The organism is Natrarchaeobius chitinivorans, assembly GCF_003841505.1.
Lineage (GTDB): Archaea > Halobacteriota > Halobacteria > Halobacteriales > Natrialbaceae > Natrarchaeobius > Natrarchaeobius chitinivorans.
On sequence record NZ_REGA01000011.1, the window covers coordinates 107,385 to 124,499 of the forward strand.

At 58.4% G+C, this 17,115-nt stretch carries 25 protein-coding genes and 1 tRNA gene; 15 read left to right on the forward strand and 11 right to left on the reverse strand.

Annotated elements, in window-relative coordinates; genetic code table 11:
• Positions 1–137: 137 nt before the first annotated feature.
• Positions 138–551: an RNA-binding domain-containing protein gene (locus EA473_RS13160; protein WP_124196115.1), complete on the reverse strand. Its 414-nt coding sequence runs from the start codon at positions 549–551 to the stop codon at positions 138–140.
• The gene (locus EA473_RS13165) at positions 548–1,195 is read right to left on the reverse strand and encodes an AAA family ATPase (RefSeq protein ID WP_124196116.1); all 648 of its coding nucleotides are present in this window, start codon (positions 1,193–1,195) and stop codon (positions 548–550) included. Before EA473_RS13165 ends, EA473_RS13160 begins: the two co-directional genes overlap by 4 nt.
• A gap of 147 nt (positions 1,196–1,342) precedes the next feature.
• On the opposite strand from EA473_RS13165, the gene EA473_RS22320 reads away from it, so the two are divergent.
• From EA473_RS22320 to EA473_RS13215, 12 genes are all read left to right on the forward strand, one after another.
• The gene (locus tag EA473_RS22320) at positions 1,343–1,483 is read left to right on the forward strand and encodes a hypothetical protein (RefSeq protein WP_165875286.1); all 141 of its coding nucleotides are present in this window, start codon (positions 1,343–1,345) and stop codon (positions 1,481–1,483) included.
• Positions 1,484–1,757: 274 nt separating this feature from the next.
• Positions 1,758–2,174: a hypothetical protein gene (locus EA473_RS13170; protein ID WP_243645258.1), complete on the forward strand. Its 417-nt coding sequence runs from the start codon at positions 1,758–1,760 to the stop codon at positions 2,172–2,174.
• Positions 2,175–2,378: 204 nt separating this feature from the next.
• Complete coding sequence (locus tag EA473_RS13175; RefSeq protein ID WP_124196117.1) at positions 2,379–2,756, forward strand: YccF domain-containing protein; 378 nt, start codon at positions 2,379–2,381, stop codon at positions 2,754–2,756.
• A gap of 136 nt (positions 2,757–2,892) precedes the next feature.
• Positions 2,893–2,996: transfer RNA gene (locus EA473_RS13180), tRNA-Arg, on the forward strand.
• 169 nt (positions 2,997–3,165) lie between these two features.
• The gene (locus EA473_RS13185; RefSeq protein WP_124196118.1) at positions 3,166–3,405 is read left to right on the forward strand and encodes a DUF7563 family protein; all 240 of its coding nucleotides are present in this window, start codon (positions 3,166–3,168) and stop codon (positions 3,403–3,405) included.
• Positions 3,398–3,532: a hypothetical protein gene (locus tag EA473_RS23080; RefSeq protein WP_279387662.1), complete on the forward strand. Its 135-nt coding sequence runs from the start codon at positions 3,398–3,400 to the stop codon at positions 3,530–3,532. The genes EA473_RS13185 and EA473_RS23080 overlap by 8 nt, the downstream gene beginning before the upstream one ends.
• A gap of 225 nt (positions 3,533–3,757) precedes the next feature.
• Entirely contained in the window at positions 3,758–4,273 is a 516-nt protein-coding gene (locus tag EA473_RS13190) for a hypothetical protein (RefSeq protein ID WP_124196119.1), read from the forward strand.
• Entirely contained in the window at positions 4,270–4,779 is a 510-nt protein-coding gene (locus EA473_RS13195) for a DUF488 domain-containing protein (RefSeq protein ID WP_124196120.1), read from the forward strand. Before EA473_RS13190 ends, EA473_RS13195 begins: the two co-directional genes overlap by 4 nt.
• Positions 4,779–4,979: a hypothetical protein gene (locus EA473_RS13200; RefSeq protein ID WP_124196121.1), complete on the forward strand. Its 201-nt coding sequence runs from the start codon at positions 4,779–4,781 to the stop codon at positions 4,977–4,979. The genes EA473_RS13195 and EA473_RS13200 overlap by 1 nt, the downstream gene beginning before the upstream one ends.
• A complete protein-coding gene (locus EA473_RS13205; protein ID WP_124196122.1) occupies positions 4,976–6,595 on the forward strand; it encodes a DUF7845 domain-containing protein in 1,620 nt (539 codons plus the stop codon). Before EA473_RS13200 ends, EA473_RS13205 begins: the two co-directional genes overlap by 4 nt.
• A 336-nt stretch (positions 6,596–6,931) precedes the next feature.
• Entirely contained in the window at positions 6,932–7,486 is a 555-nt protein-coding gene (locus EA473_RS13210; protein ID WP_124196123.1) for a hypothetical protein, read from the forward strand.
• Positions 7,487–7,922: 436 nt separating this feature from the next.
• Entirely contained in the window at positions 7,923–8,177 is a 255-nt protein-coding gene (locus tag EA473_RS13215; RefSeq protein WP_124196124.1) for a DUF7692 domain-containing protein, read from the forward strand.
• 9 nt (positions 8,178–8,186) lie between these two features.
• Here EA473_RS13215 and EA473_RS13220 read toward each other — a convergent pair whose 3' ends face one another.
• The 7 genes from EA473_RS13220 to EA473_RS13245 all read right to left on the reverse strand — a co-directional run bounded on the left by EA473_RS13220 (position 8,187) and on the right by EA473_RS13245 (position 13,861).
• The gene (locus tag EA473_RS13220) at positions 8,187–8,570 is read right to left on the reverse strand and encodes a hypothetical protein (protein ID WP_124196125.1); all 384 of its coding nucleotides are present in this window, start codon (positions 8,568–8,570) and stop codon (positions 8,187–8,189) included.
• Between the two features lie 166 nt (positions 8,571–8,736).
• Positions 8,737–9,918, reverse strand: a complete 1,182-nt coding sequence (locus tag EA473_RS13225) for a hypothetical protein (protein WP_124196126.1) — start codon at positions 9,916–9,918, stop codon at positions 8,737–8,739.
• Entirely contained in the window at positions 9,911–10,711 is an 801-nt protein-coding gene (locus EA473_RS13230) for a hypothetical protein (RefSeq protein ID WP_124196127.1), read from the reverse strand. The genes EA473_RS13225 and EA473_RS13230 overlap by 8 nt, the downstream gene beginning before the upstream one ends.
• A complete protein-coding gene (locus EA473_RS13235; RefSeq protein ID WP_124196128.1) occupies positions 10,708–11,499 on the reverse strand; it encodes a hypothetical protein in 792 nt (263 codons plus the stop codon). The genes EA473_RS13230 and EA473_RS13235 overlap by 4 nt, the downstream gene beginning before the upstream one ends.
• Before the next feature lie 29 nt (positions 11,500–11,528).
• Positions 11,529–13,163: a hypothetical protein gene (locus EA473_RS13240; RefSeq protein ID WP_124196129.1), complete on the reverse strand. Its 1,635-nt coding sequence runs from the start codon at positions 13,161–13,163 to the stop codon at positions 11,529–11,531.
• A 121-nt stretch (positions 13,164–13,284) separates the two neighbouring features.
• Positions 13,285–13,410: a hypothetical protein gene (locus EA473_RS23085; RefSeq protein ID WP_279387663.1), complete on the reverse strand. Its 126-nt coding sequence runs from the start codon at positions 13,408–13,410 to the stop codon at positions 13,285–13,287.
• A gap of 13 nt (positions 13,411–13,423) precedes the next feature.
• A complete protein-coding gene (locus EA473_RS13245) occupies positions 13,424–13,861 on the reverse strand; it encodes a hypothetical protein (protein WP_124196130.1) in 438 nt (145 codons plus the stop codon).
• A 113-nt stretch (positions 13,862–13,974) separates the two neighbouring features.
• On the opposite strand from EA473_RS13245, the gene EA473_RS13250 reads away from it, so the two are divergent.
• The 3 genes from EA473_RS13250 to EA473_RS13260 all read left to right on the forward strand — a co-directional run bounded on the left by EA473_RS13250 (position 13,975) and on the right by EA473_RS13260 (position 15,309).
• Entirely contained in the window at positions 13,975–14,160 is a 186-nt protein-coding gene (locus EA473_RS13250; protein WP_124196131.1) for a hypothetical protein, read from the forward strand.
• 245 nt (positions 14,161–14,405) lie between these two features.
• Positions 14,406–14,666, forward strand: coding sequence for a DUF7386 family protein (locus tag EA473_RS13255; RefSeq protein WP_124196132.1), 261 nt, complete (start codon positions 14,406–14,408; stop codon positions 14,664–14,666).
• Positions 14,667–14,958: 292 nt separating this feature from the next.
• The gene (locus EA473_RS13260) at positions 14,959–15,309 is read left to right on the forward strand and encodes a winged helix-turn-helix domain-containing protein (RefSeq protein ID WP_124196133.1); all 351 of its coding nucleotides are present in this window, start codon (positions 14,959–14,961) and stop codon (positions 15,307–15,309) included.
• 207 nt (positions 15,310–15,516) lie between these two features.
• Here EA473_RS13260 and EA473_RS13265 read toward each other — a convergent pair whose 3' ends face one another.
• Positions 15,517–16,281, reverse strand: coding sequence for a hypothetical protein (locus EA473_RS13265; protein WP_124196134.1), 765 nt, complete (start codon positions 16,279–16,281; stop codon positions 15,517–15,519).
• 326 nt (positions 16,282–16,607) lie between these two features.
• The gene (locus EA473_RS13270) at positions 16,608–17,063 is read right to left on the reverse strand and encodes a hypothetical protein (protein WP_124196135.1); all 456 of its coding nucleotides are present in this window, start codon (positions 17,061–17,063) and stop codon (positions 16,608–16,610) included.
• Positions 17,064–17,115 lie beyond the last annotated feature (52 nt).

The following is a 17,115-nucleotide window of genomic DNA, read 5'->3' on the forward strand; positions in this document are numbered from 1 at the left end:
TCGTAACAACTGAAACGATGTACACACCGATCGCCGATCCATTCCGCGATCGGGTGTGCAATGACGTTCAGTAGCTACTATGCCAGTACGATTGCGGTATCTGCAGTCGCTCCAGGAACGACGTACAGTAAACCGTCTCAGCCCTCGACCGGTCGGCCGTCCTCGGTTGGCGGAGCGACGTGGTCGACGTACTCCTCGAGGCTCGGTTCCTCGACGCGAACCCGCACGCTGATCTCACCGAGTTCGTCCGGTTCGCCGACCGAGAAGTTGACGCGATCCTCGAAAGCGGCCTGTTTTTTCAACGCGAACGAGAAGACGTTCCCCTCGCGATTCGCGAAGAACTCGCCGCGGGCCGTATCGAGGATCTCCTGGCGGTGAAGCAACTCCGAGAAGTGGTCCATCGAGTGTGCGTCGGCCCTGATCTCGCCGAAACTCTCCTCGAGATCGGCGTTCGGGAAGACGTTGACGATCGCGTCGGCGACGCGACTGGTTACCTCGGTGTCGTAGACCGGTGCGGTGATCTCGACGTCGACGCGGTAGACGTCGGTCATCGGTGAACCCCTCCTCCGGAATCGGTTTCGGTGGCCGCGTCGGATACGGTTTCGGTGGCTGGCTCGGACGCGTTCTCGCCGGCTGACTCGAGTGTCTCGGTTCCGCCCCGGACGATCGCTCGAATTCGCTCGTGAAACGCCTCGAGCGAGTCGGTGTTCTCGACGACGGCGTCCGCACGATCCATCGCGTCGTCCATCCCGAAGCCGCGCTCGCGCTCGTCGCGGGCGGCCAGTCCCTCGCCGCCGTTCGCTTCGCTCGCATCCCGGCCGCGGGCGTCGATGCGCTCGGCACGCACCTCGAAGGGAGCCTCGATGCTGACGAGCGTAAACGTCTCGCCGAAGCGCTCTTCGAAAACGTCGACCTCGACATCGGAGCGGAGGCCGTCGACCAGCACCGCCTCGTGATTCTCGAGGCGATCCTCGATCATCGGTAGCGAGCGCTCGGCGATCGCGGCCGGTCCGTTCTCTTCGCGAAGCGCTTGCGCGACGGTTCCGTGATCCGACGCGGGGTCGAGCCCGCGATCGGCGGTCTCCTGGCGGACGACGTCGCCCATCGTCACCACCGGGATACCTTCCTCGCGTGCGACGGTGGCGGCTTCGCCCTTGCCGCTGCCGGGCAGCCCCACCGTTCCGATGACGTGCATCGACTCGAGATTACAGTGAGAACTGCTTAAGGGCTGTGCCTCGAGTCGGCGCGGATGCCGGTCAGTCGATGCGGAAGTCCATCGAACGAATCGACGGGGTGCAAGCGGTCCCCCTTCTACTTTGGACCCACGGAGTGACAACCGCGTATGCGACCTTCCACGTACGTGATCGTCGCCGCCGTCCTCCTGATCGTGATTCCGATCCCGGTCCTGCCGCCACTGGTCGGGACGATTATCGGCATCCTTGCGCTCCTCGTCGGACTCTTCCTCCGATTTCTCGGAGTGTAGTCCTCGAGTGGAGTACTGGCCGGGGCGTCGTCGGATCGATCCGGTACGACGAGTCGGCATTCGGCGTGGTCATTTCGAGTCGATTTACCCGAATACGAATTTTTACTTCAATTCAAAATTAAATCCTATACTGGCTGGGAACAGAAGATATGAAAACTCTCTGCCCTCGAGAGCTGGTTTTCGACAGTCGTAAACGAAACCCGAAACCGCAAAACGGAAGCTAATTTTCCGCACAAAATCGAATGTATTATTTGTGGTTCGTTTCTCGGTACTGATGCCGCCCATGAAAGACAACTCGCTTACCAGGCGTCGATTCGCGACGATCGTCGGCGCAGGTACGATTGCTGCGATCGCCGGTTGTAGCGACGACGAAACCAGCGCCTCCGACGACCCCGACGAATCCGGAGACGACGGAACTGACGAACCGGACGATAGCTCCGACGACCAATCCGATGACCCTGATGCGGACGACGAAACTGACGAACCGGACGAAGACGGCGACGATACCGACGAAGAAAGCGACGACTCGGAAGACGAATCTGACACCGACGACGATTCGGACGAAGACACTGACGACGACACCGACGACGATTCGGACGACGACACTGACGACGATTCGGACGACGACGCCGACGATGGGGACGAAGACACCGACGCGGACGACTCCGACGACGAATCGGACGCGAGTTAACGCAGACCGCCGTCGGCTTCGACCCGGTAGATAGCCCGTCGGGCTCTCTCAGGCGGGTGTTTTTGCCCTCGAGAGTGGATCTCGTTCGAATTCAGATCTCGTTCGAGAGCCGATCGAACTGACTCGTCCGTCGATCGACGGTTTTCCCGTTCTCCCGGCCTGGATTTCAGTGACTACAACCGTGGCGGTGCCGTATCTCGTCGTATGACCCAGCACTCGCTGCTCGTGCGTGGCATCTGGTTCGTACTCGTCGGCTGGTGGCTGACGCCGATCGTGGTCAACATTGCGTGGGCGCTTACCGTCACGATCGTCCTTGCACCGATCGGAATCAAACTGCTCAATCTGGTGCCGACGGTCCTCACGCTCCAGGAATCGCGGTCGTTTACGAACCCCGAACTGGCTCGAGGCCAGCACTCGTTGCTCGTCCGGGCGGTGTATTTCGTCCTGGTCGGCTGGTGGCTGAGTTTCATCTGGGCGAATCTGGCGGCATTCCTCGCGATCACCGTGATCGGGCTTCCGATCGCCATCTGGATGGCAAACCGGTTGCCGTTCGTTACGTCACTGTATCGGTTCCACGGGTAGTACCCTCCCAAGCGCCGACTGATGGGCCAAAGCCTGTTGTGCGGGTCGGTTTGACCCATCGGTCGACGGCTGGAACGGTACCAGGCGACCGGAAATCCACACTGCTTATGCCGATCGGTCGGTGATACGTACTCGAGGGCACGTAGCTCAGTCTGGAAAGAGCGTCGGACTTCTATCCCCGTCGCTGTTGCGGTGGGGGAAGACATCCGACGGTCGTGGGTTCAAATCCCATCGTGCCCGTGCGAAAACTATCGGATCAGTACCTCTACCGCAGCGTTAGCGTTGGTTGGGTCACTCGCCGAAATTCGGCCGATAGTCTTCTCGAATCCCTCCCTGAGAATCTGGATTCCGTTCAACAGTTGAACACCCCCTTTCGCAGTCTGTCGATTTTCATTGTCGGGAATTGGGGGTGGTCGGCGTGAGTTCCAGCCCCCTGACGTCGGCCGAGACGTCCTCCTGTCGACACTGTGGAGCCCATGTTACCAACCAGTTCGAACGGGTCTTCGGTGACGATCGCGACCGCGCCCACCGCTGTGGCAAGTGCGACAGTTACGCCCGACTGAGCCGAGGCTCTGCCGCCGGACTCGAGGTCCCGATCCCCGATCCGGAGACCTCGAAGGGGCGTCACGGAGGTGAGCCAGATGCGTGAGGCGCTGTTCGTTCCAGCGAGTCAGCTGTACGACGTCTCGAGCGGGACGTCCGTCGTCCATCCTGCTCACCAGGCGACCGACGCCGACGTTCGCCGTGCCCTCGAGAATCGAGGTGAAGGCGCGTGAGCGGGGAATTCTCGAGCGGTACTGAACGGACCGAGTGTTGGAAATACGGGTACCAGCGTCTCATCTTCGAGGCCTGTCCCAAGTGCGGGGTCTATGGCGGGGGTTCGCGATGAGCCGCCTTGTCGAATCCGACGAGTGTGAGCGGTGTGATGCCGCCGTTCCAGCAACGCGCCGCCTTTGCCCTGAATGTGCTCGCGAGGTGCGTCGCGCTCGAGGTGGTCCGCTGTGAGTTCTCGTACGTCGGAACTCGAGAGTCCGAAAGCGAGCGGTGACGCGCTCGAGGCGGAGTTGATCCAGACGATCGACGCCCTGGAGTACGTCGGTGATCGGACGGCCACTTGGCACGATGCGCGAACGACCACGCTTCTCGAGCCGGCTTTGAGTCTCCCGTTCTACGGGATCGTCGTCGTCGAGGCGGACGTTCCGGTCGAAATCAAAGGGTGTCAGATAGAGACGAGCAACGGAGCCGGATCGACTCACGGCCGCTTCTACGTCAAACGCGAGGCTCACCAGCAGTTGCTCGAGGCGGCGGGAATGTACCTCTTCGTCGTCTACGTTCCGCGACCGGGGTTGCCCCAGGTGGCGCGGGCGGTTGTCCCGGCGACGATCGTCGACGAGTTGCTCTCCGATCGGTGGTACGACGTCGGCGGTTCGCGCTCGGAGAACGAAGTGGCGAAACTCGCCTGGTCGCACGTCATCGATCCGGGGACCGTCGATCCCGTCGGGGGTGGGCGGCCGTGACGGTCCATACGACGTACTTCGGCGGAGTCAGCCAGTACGGCCCGGGCGAGAGCGCCGACGTCTTCGGAGTCGTTCGCTACCCGAAGGACTTCGTCGAGCGGGTGACCGACCGGAACATCCCGGCGGTCGCACCACCGAAGGACCTGCTGAACGCTTACAAGACCGTTGAGGAAGCCGCCGAGGAAAACGGCGAGCCGAATCCCGCGGCGATCGCCTGGAACTCGGTCAGCTACGAACGTCGCTACTTCGATCACCTCGAGGGACCGGGACAGCAAGCAGTCCTCGCCGAACTGGCCGAGCGCGCTCGAGAGCGTGATATCTGGCTGGTCTGCTGGGAAAAAGACGCCCGCTGGTGTCACCGACGGTTACTCGCGAACGCGGTCGTCGCCCAGCTGGAAGACGTCGACGTCGTCCACCATCCCGATCCGACGACGATCGCCGTCGACGAAGATAGCGACGACGAGAGTGGCCCCACACTGGCCGACTTCGCGTCCGGAGGTGCCTGATGGTCGACCTGACCGCCTTCGGCCTCGAGCCGCGGGAGCCGTCGGACGTTGACAACGACGACGACCTCGAGGGCGAGTCCGACTCGGTCTGGTCGGAGTGCGTCGGCTGTTCGTACGCCGGCTACGAGGTGAAATGCCGTCGGCAGAGTGAGATCCCCCTCTGTCCGGACTGCTTCGCCGAGCGGGAAGGGTTGCAATGAGTCAGGTCGCGACGACGCCCCACGAGATCGAAGGCCGCTGGAAGTGGCCTGACTGGGGTCGTGGTCCGTACGACGCGCTCTCGTCGATCATGCTGGGGCCGCCGTTCGAGGGATACCTCGAGGTGACCGTCGACGTCGACGGCGAGCCGTGGCTGGTGAAAGTCTCGTACAGCAAGTCCGGGTTCGCTCCCCGACTGTCCGACGGGATCAACGCCGAACGGCTCTACGAGTGGGACATCGTGGGCCGTGGGCCGGGCGAGAAGAAGGCGTCGTACAACATTTCGCCACGGTTTCCGAACATGCGCCACTGGGAGACTGGCGAGCCGATTCAGCTTCCCTGGGAAAATCAGGTCGGCGAGGTCGACGGCATCGACGTCGAGTTCCACACCAGTAACATCGAAGCCGAGCGCGGCCTCGAGCTACTACCGGAGTTCTACGCCGCGGCCTTCGAAGAGGCCGGCGAGCGAGTTCACCGCGAGTACTTCCGAACGGACCCGCACGAAGCGAGCCGGATGTGGGCGTACGAGCGTTACGTCCGGATCACCCGCAACTGGGCGGAAAAGCTCTCGTCGGCCGGCGTTCTCCAGAAGGTGACGCACTTTCTCTCCGACCAGGAGGGAGTCAAAGCCGAGTTGCACATCAACAACAAGGAGGTGACGAACCACCAGAACCGGCTCATTCTCGACCCGGCATCGGCTGGCGAGTTGCTCTCCGGTCACACCTACGGCCGGAAGTTCGAAATTTACCAACTACGGGACCCGGATGCGGTGTCGAAGGATCACCCGTCGTACCATCCAAAAGTCGAGGTTCTGGTGAACAAGAAGATGAACGACGGCGAGGCATGGGCGTGGGCCGATCGTCACGAGGTCACCGAGGAGATCGACGAGATGCTCTTGAACGCGCTTCACTGGGAAGACATTCCGCTGGCTCCCGACGGAAACGGTGTCTACGTCCCTGACGATCACTTCGATGCCGTTTCTCGAGACGACCGAGTGGAACTCTACGAAGATCCGACGCCCCGCCTCGAGGCGAAGACGGACCACCTCTTGATGACGACGCTGCGAGACATGGGTGACACCGCTCGCGACGTGACCGAGACGGTCGCGACCGATGGCGGAGCGACGGTCGACGATCTCGCCGACGAGCTGGGGAAACATCCCGCGACGATCTACCGCGCGATCGAGGACCTCGACGAGATTCTCAAGCTGGATCGAGGCGACGTCTCGTTTCGCGTTCGAAAGTACCGCGAGGAATTACGTGCGCTCGTCGAGTCGGCCGAGTACGCTATCGAGAGCTTCGCCGACCGGATTCAGCACGTGATGGGACTCGCGGATCTCATCGCCGAGTCCTCGCCGTTCCAGCAGTGGCTCGCGGAGAACGGCGCAGAGATCGATTTCGACGAGAGCGGCGACCCGAAACACGTCCGAATCGATACGATCCTCTCGCAACTGAAGTACGGCAGTTTCGAGAACGTCCAGACGATCGCCGCCGAAGCCATAGAGAAGTGGCGGAAGTCGGGTAACGATCCGTCGGTACTCCGACGAGCGCAGATGACCTGGAAGGCTCCCGGCGGTGGAACCGAGGTCGGGTACGTGGGTTCGATCGCCGACCGCTGAACCGACCTCGGTAGTGGCAACGCTATTCCGACCCCTCTTTTCAGCAAGTTCGATTGTACTCCAGGCGTTACTGTTCAATTCTGGTTGCAGTTCTCCCCTCGAGGGGAGGGTCACCGGCGCGATCGCGCCGGGACGCCTGCGGGGTCGTTTCGCGCTGCGCGCGAACGCCCCCTTGGCGGGTGTCCCCAAGGGGACAGAGGCAAAAAATTACACCGCCCCCGCTCCGCCTCCGCCCGCGAATCTCCAGTTGAAGCACACGAAATGATGGTTCGATAATTCTACAACAGACTCTTGCAGTAGGTAAGATTTCATATGTGGTAACCTCAAACTTCGATTATGATCGAAACGCTTGCTATAGGCATAGTTGGTGGATTTCTCTCAGGTGTTGGTGTGTATGTGGTACGCCAGAAGCGGAGGGCAGACAGGCTACGACAAGCCATTGCTACGGAGATACGAAGATCCACCCCCGTTGGAAACTTCAAGGCGGCTGTGATGGGGCCTGATTCTCTGCAAACTCCGATTATCGATGCTAACCTTGACAAATTATACTTGCTGAATTCATATGAAATCGAACTCGTTGCGAAGTATCATCAGCACATGACACGGGTAAGGGAATACAATAAACGTAACAGCGATGATGATCTCGTATCCATCTCTCCGGAATTACAGAGATTAGGGGGAGAAATTGCAACGCATACAGCGGAGACCCTTGAAGGAAATGTCCTCACTTTCCCAAAACAATTTGAATTTGTAAAGTCACGGTATAGAGGAGAGAGAAACAACAAACCGCCTACGACGGAACAGGAGATTGAAGAAAAACGGAAGGAGTTAATTGAAAAAGCAAAGACGAAGCGAGAGAGTATAGATACGGCTGAAAATCAAGAATATTGAGTGTTTCATGTGGATCTCACAATGCCCCTAAGGGGGCAGGCAATTGCGCGACGCGCAGAGCGCGCGCCGCGCTAGCCCAAAGATGGAGCGGCCGATTCTGGACGGTAGAGTAGGTATGGCCCCACTGATAGGATGGTAGAGGACCTCGACAACCGGTGTTATCGAGTTCGCTTAGAAGGGAGAAGAGCCTCGAGTTACCGCCGTTGCCGGTAGTAGGCTCGGGGCTCACGGTGAGTCGGTCAAGTCGCTGTCGCTGCTGGTGGGCCATCTCCAGCGTCTCACGAGCGTCTTCACAGGCTCAGAGTGCGACAGCTGCGTTGTTCAGTTGGTTCTGCGCTCGTTTGAGTGTGGTGATGCGGTTGTGCATCATTGACATGTACTTGTTGGATGCTCAAATCTCATTGGACAAAAGAAGAATATTACGATATGTAGGAGTGTGAATATATCGCGTGCTATCCTTGAACATGCATCCCTCCCAGGGGTCGCACAGTTCTACGACTGCAACCGATCGAACGCTGTCGCGTTCGCTTGCGAAGACGTCAGCAAGCTCGTCCGAGCGGTCCGCCATGTCCTCGAGCGGGACGACCTGACTCGAGAGCAGCGCCGGGAGATCGCCGAGACGCTCTCGACTCGAGCCGTTACCTTCGACGGCGAAACGTCGGTGACTGTCACACGGAAAGGCGACGAGTAACGGCTTCCGTCAGAAAACGTCTGAAATCGCTACTTTCGCTTGCTCAGTCTCACGGTGTTTCCCCCCACCGTGCCACTTGAGTAGCGGCAGATTCTCGGCCTTGCACATCCGGTCTTTCAGAATTGTACATCCAGACCGGCCGTGTGGCCGATAAACGACGAAACAGTACCAGCCGTCGGCCCGCCGGAGACGATCGTGGTAGGCCCGATAGATTTTGAAGTTGCCGGGCTGGCCGTCGGAGTGCTCGAGCATGGTGCTCTTGATTTCGACGGGCGTTCCGTTCTGGAATCGGGCGTCGTGCCACGACGATCGCTCAAGAGTGAAGCGCCGCTTCTTCGCCATCCTCTTTTCGCAGATCGTCCCAAAATGGTTGGCTCGCTTCGAGCGATTCACGCAGACCACGCGCTACGCGCGCCGATATATATCAACTCCTCCGTGGAGATCGCCGTCCGCCCATCGGACGCCTCGCGACTGTCGGGAGCGAGCGATGGGCATGGGCGGATGGGCTGTACACTAACGGGGGGTGTGTAACCGTAACCAGCTAACCACCCCGTCGCTGTCATCCGATTACCTCTTCGACCTTGCCAAGCGTTTCAGTGTGCAGACCCTCGTTCCGGTACTCGTTCCAGCGGGAATTGACCCATCCGTGGCTGTACGGTACGAACCGAGCGGTTTCACGATCCGTCATGCCGTCCTCTTTGCACCGGATCACGGTCCAGATCGCCGTCATCTTCGCGGCCTCATCAGCCGCGAGATCGTCGGTTTCGTCGCCGTACGCAGACCACGACCAGTCCGACGCCTCTTTGGTGTTGTACCGGAAGTCCGTCGGCGGCACGCCTTCGACCTGTCCGTGAATGTCGGCCAGTTCCGCGTTCCGGATCGAATCGGCGATGACGGCTTTTTTCTTCGAGACCTTCTTGACGATCGTGCCGACGCGCCACAGCATCGGATGGATCGATCGTTCGCCGTGAGCGATGTAGATCAGTGCCCCACCGTACTTGCGGATCTTGTAGACGAGCGGAGCCATCTTCTGCCGGGTTTCGTAGCCCTGCTTGCCGGTTCCGCTGGCTGCACTCGAGAACTCGTCGCCGATGAACAGCTTCGGCCGCTGGCTGTGCTCGAGGGGATCGCCGTCCTGTTCGACCCACTCCATGAGGGTGCCGTAGTCGGGAATCCAGCCGTCTTGAACGTCGCCGTCGTCGTCTACCCAGCGGTCTTTCTCTTCGAGACTCTGGATATTGGTCCCGAGTATCGACTGTCCCGAGTGTAACGCGCGCCACCGCTGGGCGAGCAGACAGGCGAAATCGGTCTTTCCAGCCCCCATTTCGCCGAGTACGACCACGACGGGAGCGGGGCCATCGATGAGTTCGTCTACCTTCCCGATCGCTTTGAGTCCCGAGATGTCCGCCCGCTGTGACGAGTCACCGACCATGTGCTTGATTGTGGGTATATCGCCGTTCTCGAGCGCGTTGCGGAAGGTTTCAGTCCCTTCGACCAGCCGGATTTGGCGGTGCTTCTCGAGGTCTTTCGCCTGGCCGGGCATCTTGTCCGGCCGGTCGGCCTCGAGGGGATCGTAGTGAATCGATCGGATGGACATCGCCCGCGAGACGTGTTCATCCCGAACGATGCCACCGTGATCGTGAATCTCCCGGTTCTCCCGGTCGCTGTACCCTTCTTGGTGCTCGCGCGCCTGTGCGGTCGTGAACAGTGCTTGCTGGTCTGCTGTAGAATCGTCACTCATTGTGTCCTCCGTCGGTCGCCGCGGCCTGCTGGCCGGTGTCCATCGTGATCGGTTCCATCGGCTCGGTCGGATCGAAGTCGTGTTCGTAGTCGCCGACGTCTTTGATTTCGTCGCTGGACCACTCGTCGGCGTCGTCTTCGGCTGCCTCGAAGCGTTCCTTCACGCTGGTTTTCTGGGTCATCAAGCCGCGTTCGTCGGCTTCAGCCTGAGCGTTGATCGAATCCCGTTCGATCTCGACACCCATCTTCGAGATTCTCCCACGGAGCCGATTGTAGGCGATCGCCGTTCGAATGAGGTCGCCGTGAACGTCCTCGAGCATGGCCTTGACGGTGGTGAGCTTGCTGTCAGCGAGTCGGCTGAAGAAACAGCCGGTGACGACGAGCGTTTCCGTGTCTTCGTGCCAGTCGAACTCGCGGACTTCGAACGCTTCGTTATCGTTGCAGCGGTACGGAGACGGCCCCTCGACGGTCTTTTCGTCCCACACACCGGGTTCGACGTAGTACTTCTCTCGCTCGTCGGTGACGCCGTTGATGTGGTAGACTTCGACCATCCGCCGGTTGCGGAGCCAGCGCGCGCCGGTGACGAACAGGGCGAGCAGCGGCGGCCCCAGAAGCAAGAGCGCGGCCAGCCAGCCGTAGACGATCGGCGGAATGCCGGGAATCGACGGACGAATCCAGACCAACGCCGCACCGAGCGAGACGAGTACGCCGAGTACGACGAGCTGGCCCTCGGCAGCGATGTACGTCAGCCGGTCCGACCAGGAGCCGAACGTTCCACTCAGTCCGTCGCTCACGCTTGGACCACCCCGCTTTCCTCGCCACGAACGACGATGACAGCGCCGAGCGCGGCCAGCCCGGTGGTCATCACAACGCCGGAGAACAGCCCGCTCGTGCCGCCGAAGTGACGGAATGGATCTTGCTCACCCTGCGTACCGGTACTGATGTACGGTCCGCGCTGTTCTTCCATCGAGAGCGGGGTCGCGAACGACAGCGCCACACCGTCGTTTTCACCGGCGAAGGTGTTCACGTAGACCGTGTTATTCCCCTCATCGACGTCTTCGACCATCGTCCGATACTCACCGCTCCCTTCCTCCCAGTCAGCACTCTCGGCCATCGTGATCGTCGTCGGCTCGAGGGCGAAGATGTGGACGACGAACTGGCCGTCGGTGAACTCCCAGTCGGTGATGTACGTCTCGGAGTCGATCTCACGTACATAGTCGTCAGGAATCCGGTCGTCGGGATCGGGAGCGGCCGCTAACCACGCCTCGAGTTCCTCGCGTTCATCGTCGGTGAGTTCGTCGCGCTGGTCGTCAGTTGCCCAGCTTTCGACCGTCTCGACCTGCTGGTACGATGCATTCTCGGCGTCGGTCCGCTCGAGAATCGAGTGCAGGTTGCTCGAGTCGTTGGCGTTGTCTTCGTCACTTTCTGGATCGTCACGTCCCTCCTGGTCGTCCTCGAGCAGGCCGCGGATCTGGTCGACAACACCGGCGTCGGTTTCGTTCGTCTCGGTGCCATCGTCGGCGATCGCGGTTGCCGCGGCCATACTGCCCATGCCCATCGCGAGCACCACGGCTACGACCATCGAAACAAGAAAAATCCGTTTCATACGAATCAGGTCCACGGAAGGATGTCAGTCACGAACCCGACGACGAGGAACACAACTCCGACGACGATGACCAGTCCGACCATCACACCGCTGTACTCGCCGAGGGCGTCCTCGATGTCACCGACGCCCGGAAGCGTCACACCGTCGTTGCCGTCGTCACGGTCCTCGAGTTCGTCGTGTAGCTCCTGAATCTCCTCGATGAGTTCGACGTACTCACTCGAGTTGTAGGTGTCGTAGGACGGTCGATCCCAGGCGACGTCGTGGACGGGATCACCGGCCGCATCATACATTTCGTCGATCGTGAACTCGCCGTGTTCGAAGTAGATCGACTCACTCTCGGTCACCATCATGAGGGTGCCGTCGAGGTCGTCTGTGTGATACGATTCGTTCACCTCGAACCCGCCATCGGGGACATCGCCAGCGAACAACAGCCCGTCGTACGATTCCGAAACGTGGCCGGAATAATTCGCTTCGCGGGTTTCAGCCGATTCGTTCCACTCGTACTCGATGTCGGTGTAGCCGTCATACGAGACGACCATCGTGGTATCGAACTCAGTGTGTTCGAGGCCGAGAACCGACGAAAGGGCGATCTGGAACCGTTCTTCGGTGACGTCCGAATCACCGGACATGTAGCGGACGGTTCCTTCAGCGCCACGGACGTCTTCGGGATCGATTTCGCCCTCGTCAAGTGCGGTGTAGAGGTCGTCGACGAACTGTTCGTCGTAGTTCTCGACGGCGACCTGTGCCTGATCGTGGAGTTCGTCGAGTTTGTCATCGGGATCGGACAAGTCGTACATAACCCGACTCTCGAGATTATATTCGGGTTGATTCAGCGTGACTGTCTTGCCGTTCCATTCGACACTATTGGAGGTATGGACGATTTCGAACGAAGGCGAGTCGTAGTTCCCTCCAAGTTCGGGTGTCCACGTAATATCATCACTGTACGAGTTGTCACGTTCGTCGATATAGCCGTACATCACGGGCATCTCGTACTCGTGGACGGTCCCGTTGCGCAGGTCGTACGTTGCATTCCCCGATTCATGTGTGTAGTAGAACTCCTCGAGTGTCCCGTCGTAATACCCAAGCGAGCCTGCGGGATGGACCATATCACCGTTTACATCGTCTGTTTCGCGAGATTGGTTTTGCTGGTAGGCGAGTTCATGCTGGTGAGCAGACGCCTCTTCGATCACCTGGATCTGGAGCCGACTGTAGTAGTCGTTGATCGCCTCTTTCGCAGCAATATCGGCCTCGTCGACATCGTCGCCCTCTTCCCACGAGGTCGCAATCGCATCACGCGCCTCGAGGGAGGCGATCGTCGGCGTGTCCTCCATGTAGTTGCCGAGAAGGACTTCCGTCGACTCCCACGACTCGCCGGTCTGGCGAGCGTTCAACCAGATGTCCGCCTCGATTTTGTCGGTACTCTGGGAGCCGTCAACGTCATCGAGATCGGCGACCCCGCAGGCGTAGCCGTAGACGAACCGCGCCGGGGAGTCGCAGACTTCCTGTACGGTGTCGTCGGTGAGGCTCCCGTCGTCGGCCGCCGTAGGTGTCATCGCCGCTGGTGCGACGAGCGAACCGACCAGCAAGCAGACCAGCAACACCGTCCCGAGACGGTGGGCTGTGGGCAGTATGGGCCGCACTCAGATCACCCCCGCCGCACCCGCGAGAACCAGTGAAACGTAGCCAGCGCAGCCGCCAGCCGTTGCGATACCGAGTGCCGCAAACAGGTCGTAGGTCGCTCGCGAGAGACTGTCGGGCACTTCAGACCACCCCCGTCGCCATCAGTGCGGTCAGGCCGATCGAGACGGCCGAGGCGGTGACGATGTACCCCGTCATCACGGAACTGTACCACTCGACGCTCTTGCCGTGGAATAGTGGTGTTTGCATGATTCGATCCCTCTTACTTGTACGCGAGAATCCAGAAGCCGGCCCCGTTGAGCATCACCATGAAAACGCCGAAATACCACAGTTCGGCGATCGTCTCCGACACGGCGGGAACGAGAGCGATCAGGATATTCAGGATGAACATCAGCAACACGATGACGAACTCCATGTCGGTGAGTTCCGTGCGCGTCACCTGGCCGTTGGTGAGCCAGGCAGTGACGATGACGACCATCGTCACGATGAACGCCCAGGTGATTTCGGTGCCGTGCGCGCTCCAGAGAACGCCATCGAGCGACCAGTTCCACGGCAGCGTGCCCGTCTCGAGGACGAACAGGCCGGTCATCGAGATGGTGGCGATGACGAAAAGCGGCGCGAGCAGGCTGTCTGTCAGGTCGATTCCATCGTCTCGTCTGAGTCCGTTCGGGACCCACTTCGTTGGTATGCTAAGTGCCATAGCGCGCACAGCCGTCGCACCCGTCCACTCGAAAAGCTGAGTGAAACCTTGGCGAAACCTTGGTAAAGCTGATAGTCAGCAACCTTTATACCAAGGCGGGTTGCCCGCCGAATATGGCACTGAACAAGATACGCCGGTTGGACCGCAATTCGTACGGTATCACGCTCCCGAAAGGCGACCTCCGCGTTGAGGGGTTACTCGACGAAAACGGTGAACTCAGAGACGAACACCACCTTCACATTCGTCACGTCGGCGACGGCGAGTGGAGCCTCGAGCGCGTCGAGGAGATCGAAGCGTGAGCCAGAACTGTGAAAGGGGGTCCTCGAGGCCGACCCCACGGGGTTGCTCGAGGATGTATCGGGCATCCCGGATGTATGCACCTGCGAGCCGTGGGCGGTGGGCCGAGGTGCATCAAATTGAACCCGACCGACCTGGCTGCCGCCACGATCGACGCGACGGCCGACACCGACCACTTAAAGAAACGGTCCTTCAGTCACCCGAGATCGACGCGATTCGACCCCCCGTGCATACGCTCGCTTAAACCATGTCCCGACGAACCAGCCTCAAACTGACCGACGAACGTGAGCGCCTGCTCGAGCAAGCCAGCGAGATCGTTGCCGCCGACGAGTACGACGACCCACCCATGTCGGTCGTGATCGACGCCGCGCTCACACACCTGGTGGAATCGAAAGAGAACATCGACGACGCCCGTGGCGACGTCGACCCGGAGACGATTCAAATGGTCGCGAACACGTCCGTGATCGGCCTTCGCTACCGGACGAGTGTTGAGAGTAAATTCCGCTAATTCCGCTTTCCGAGGTAGTCGGACGGAAATCGCTGTTTTTGGTTCTCCTGATTGGGTTTCCCAACGACGAGACCCCGCTAACCGTCCGACTTTCACTCCTTAGCGGACGTGGTTTGACCGACTATTCGGTGTTAACGGGCTACTGATTTACCGATCAATATAGGTTCACAACTTTTCGAAGAAATATGCCGATTGGAAAAAGTCTCAGCGGTCGACAAGATCGTATCAGCCACGTTGGCCGGAAGACCTTAGTTTCACTAAAGCAACCTTTCCGCTACGACAGTTACTAAAGATGAAACTCCGTCAGCCAACAGACTTTCTCATCCTTGAGGAACTCGAAGACAAAGGTCGGAACGTTGCGACGAATTTAGCCTCTCACACGGGAAAGAGTCGCAAGAATATCAACACGCGATTGCCGATGCTTGAAGACTATGGCCTCGTTCAGAAAATTGGTCCGTCCGAACGATCAGGACTATATGAAATCACGTCTGGCGGGAAGGCAGTACTTCTCTATCAGGATCAGTACGATCAGGTGGACAACTTCGAGGAACTAATCAAGGGAACTAACACCACAATCGCCGACAACACCGACAATCCCCAAGCGAGTTTCGCTCGCGGGGAAGCTAAAAGCGAGGACACCTGAGCGACTCTATGGAAACCCTCACACGGTGAACCGTACTGCAGACAGAGCGTGAATGTGGCACAACGGCCAGGTGAATTTGAAAGGTATCATTCGGTCAGTCCAGGGTGCGTAGTTAACAAATCGGATGTCAAACTTCCAAACTATTCCCAAATCGTTTCTGGATTTAGGGGAAGGACTTGATTCGATGGGATGATTGCAGAATCAAAATCATACCGGACGTAGTTCAAAATAGTCTATTTCAAGTTCCTGCTCGCCTCTACTGCCTGTTTGCTCAAATATAACATATAGCTGTCTATCTTTGATCTGCCCTTCAGTGTACTGACTGATGTTTTCCCCAGGGTTTAAATCATCCAGTTGAGGTGGTAACCCACCTTCTGGCTCTCCCTCCTCGTCTACCAAATATGCCTCATAATTGTTTAACGCACCTCCACTGGTCCCCTCACCAATGACTAACTCAAATTCATAATCACCACTGGCAGATTGTACTGGTAGGCGAAATCCAACTCTTGTCTGTTCTCCGCCGGGAGAAATTGCAGTCGAAGAGTTCCCATCTCGGCTGGCGACATTCTCTGGGTTTTCGATAGTTCCACTGGGGTCTTCCGGTTGTACCGCGTCTCCACTCTGTCCATCTCTGTAATTTGTTTCATCACCTGGATCGTAGACCACCTCACACGTCACCTGAATTGAACGTGTTATTTCCACAGAAAGGCTACCGCTGCTCGCAATGATTTCAAATACTGCATCGGCGTCCGAAACGTCAGAATCGCACGAAAGTTCTCCCGTTACCGCCTCAGTGTCTCCTGCACCGAGGGAACTTGGCGATTCAATATTGACGACATCAAGGTCACCGTTCCCTGTACTTGCGTGTGTGACCGATATTGAATCGATGGTTTTATCGAATCGGTTTGTGACCGAGAATAATCCAACAGAATCACCACTCTCCCCATTGGGGCTTTTTTCCGAGAATCCCAATAATGCATTCGTATCGGCCGCTGTGCTAATATGTAGTGGCCTATTCGCAGATACTTGGTCAAACGCGCCGGTTGCATATGCACCACCCAAAGCGACGGAACCTAACCCTACAACCACAGCACGACGGCTCAAAGTGCCTCGAGGCCCCCCTCTGGATCGACGGCGACTTCGGCCCATATATAAACAATTCGACTTCAGTATATAAGAGCATTTGCAAAATAAGATGTGCGAACCTACCGAGGTATCGAGCCCCTTCTATAGTAACTTGCAGTCAGTGCAAACATCGAATCTGTAGTGCACGCTCAAGAGTAAGTAGTGATAAAGGGTTAGGCTGCAACGGCTGAATCTACTTCTACGTAAGAGTCCCCGTAGATGGCATAGACAGTGAATGAGTCGCCGAACTCCACGTCGTCAACATCCATCACACCATCATCGTCGAAATCAGCAATATCGTAGTTGCCATCTTCATTTACTGCTTTCACTTCTTCACCGTTGTATTCTATCGACATGGCACTTGCATCACCTAATTCCACAGAAACAGATACAGAATACCCTACTGGCCTGCGATCGCCTACAAAAATCGCTGCATCAGTTTCGTTTTCATCTTCTTCCTCACCGTCATCGTTCTCTCTGGTTGGTTCTGAATGGTTGGTTGATGGAGTTGCAAGATCATCAAGCGACTCATCGTCATCGCCAGAATTCTGCTCAAAACCGTCCAAGCACCCAGCAGAGGCCGTCACAAATACAGACGCACCGATCACTAATTTTCGTCTTGTTGGCATGATTAAACACTGACACCACCAATATATTAGTGTTGCTAAGAGCAGTTAGTGA

What these genes read in the sequence shown, in the direction of transcription:
- EA473_RS13160 (WP_124196115.1), bottom strand. Translation starts at nt 551, where the DNA reads ATGACCGACGTCTACCGCGTCGACGTCGAGATCACCGCACCGGTCTAC.
- EA473_RS13225 (WP_124196126.1), bottom strand. Translation starts at nt 9,918, where the DNA reads ATGAGTGACGATTCTACAGCAGACCAGCAAGCACTGTTCACGACCGCA.
- EA473_RS13245 (WP_124196130.1), bottom strand. Translation starts at nt 13,861, where the DNA reads ATGGCACTTAGCATACCAACGAAGTGGGTCCCGAACGGACTCAGACGA.
- EA473_RS13260 (WP_124196133.1), top strand. Translation starts at nt 14,959, where the DNA reads ATGAAACTCCGTCAGCCAACAGACTTTCTCATCCTTGAGGAACTCGAA.
- EA473_RS23085 (WP_279387663.1), bottom strand. Translation starts at nt 13,410, where the DNA reads ATGCAAACACCACTATTCCACGGCAAGAGCGTCGAGTGGTACAGTTCC.
- EA473_RS13270 (WP_124196135.1), bottom strand. Translation starts at nt 17,063, where the DNA reads ATGCCAACAAGACGAAAATTAGTGATCGGTGCGTCTGTATTTGTGACG.
- EA473_RS22320 (WP_165875286.1), top strand. Translation starts at nt 1,343, where the DNA reads ATGCGACCTTCCACGTACGTGATCGTCGCCGCCGTCCTCCTGATCGTG.
- EA473_RS13210 (WP_124196123.1), top strand. Translation starts at nt 6,932, where the DNA reads ATGATCGAAACGCTTGCTATAGGCATAGTTGGTGGATTTCTCTCAGGT.
- EA473_RS13250 (WP_124196131.1), top strand. Translation starts at nt 13,975, where the DNA reads ATGGCACTGAACAAGATACGCCGGTTGGACCGCAATTCGTACGGTATC.
- EA473_RS13200 (WP_124196121.1), top strand. Translation starts at nt 4,779, where the DNA reads ATGGTCGACCTGACCGCCTTCGGCCTCGAGCCGCGGGAGCCGTCGGAC.
- EA473_RS13255 (WP_124196132.1), top strand. Translation starts at nt 14,406, where the DNA reads ATGTCCCGACGAACCAGCCTCAAACTGACCGACGAACGTGAGCGCCTG.
- EA473_RS13170 (WP_243645258.1), top strand. Translation starts at nt 1,758, where the DNA reads ATGCCGCCCATGAAAGACAACTCGCTTACCAGGCGTCGATTCGCGACG.
- EA473_RS13175 (WP_124196117.1), top strand. Translation starts at nt 2,379, where the DNA reads ATGACCCAGCACTCGCTGCTCGTGCGTGGCATCTGGTTCGTACTCGTC.
- EA473_RS13165 (WP_124196116.1), bottom strand. Translation starts at nt 1,195, where the DNA reads ATGCACGTCATCGGAACGGTGGGGCTGCCCGGCAGCGGCAAGGGCGAA.
- EA473_RS13205 (WP_124196122.1), top strand. Translation starts at nt 4,976, where the DNA reads ATGAGTCAGGTCGCGACGACGCCCCACGAGATCGAAGGCCGCTGGAAG.
- EA473_RS13235 (WP_124196128.1), bottom strand. Translation starts at nt 11,499, where the DNA reads ATGGTCGTAGCCGTGGTGCTCGCGATGGGCATGGGCAGTATGGCCGCG.
- EA473_RS23080 (WP_279387662.1), top strand. Translation starts at nt 3,398, where the DNA reads ATGCGTGAGGCGCTGTTCGTTCCAGCGAGTCAGCTGTACGACGTCTCG.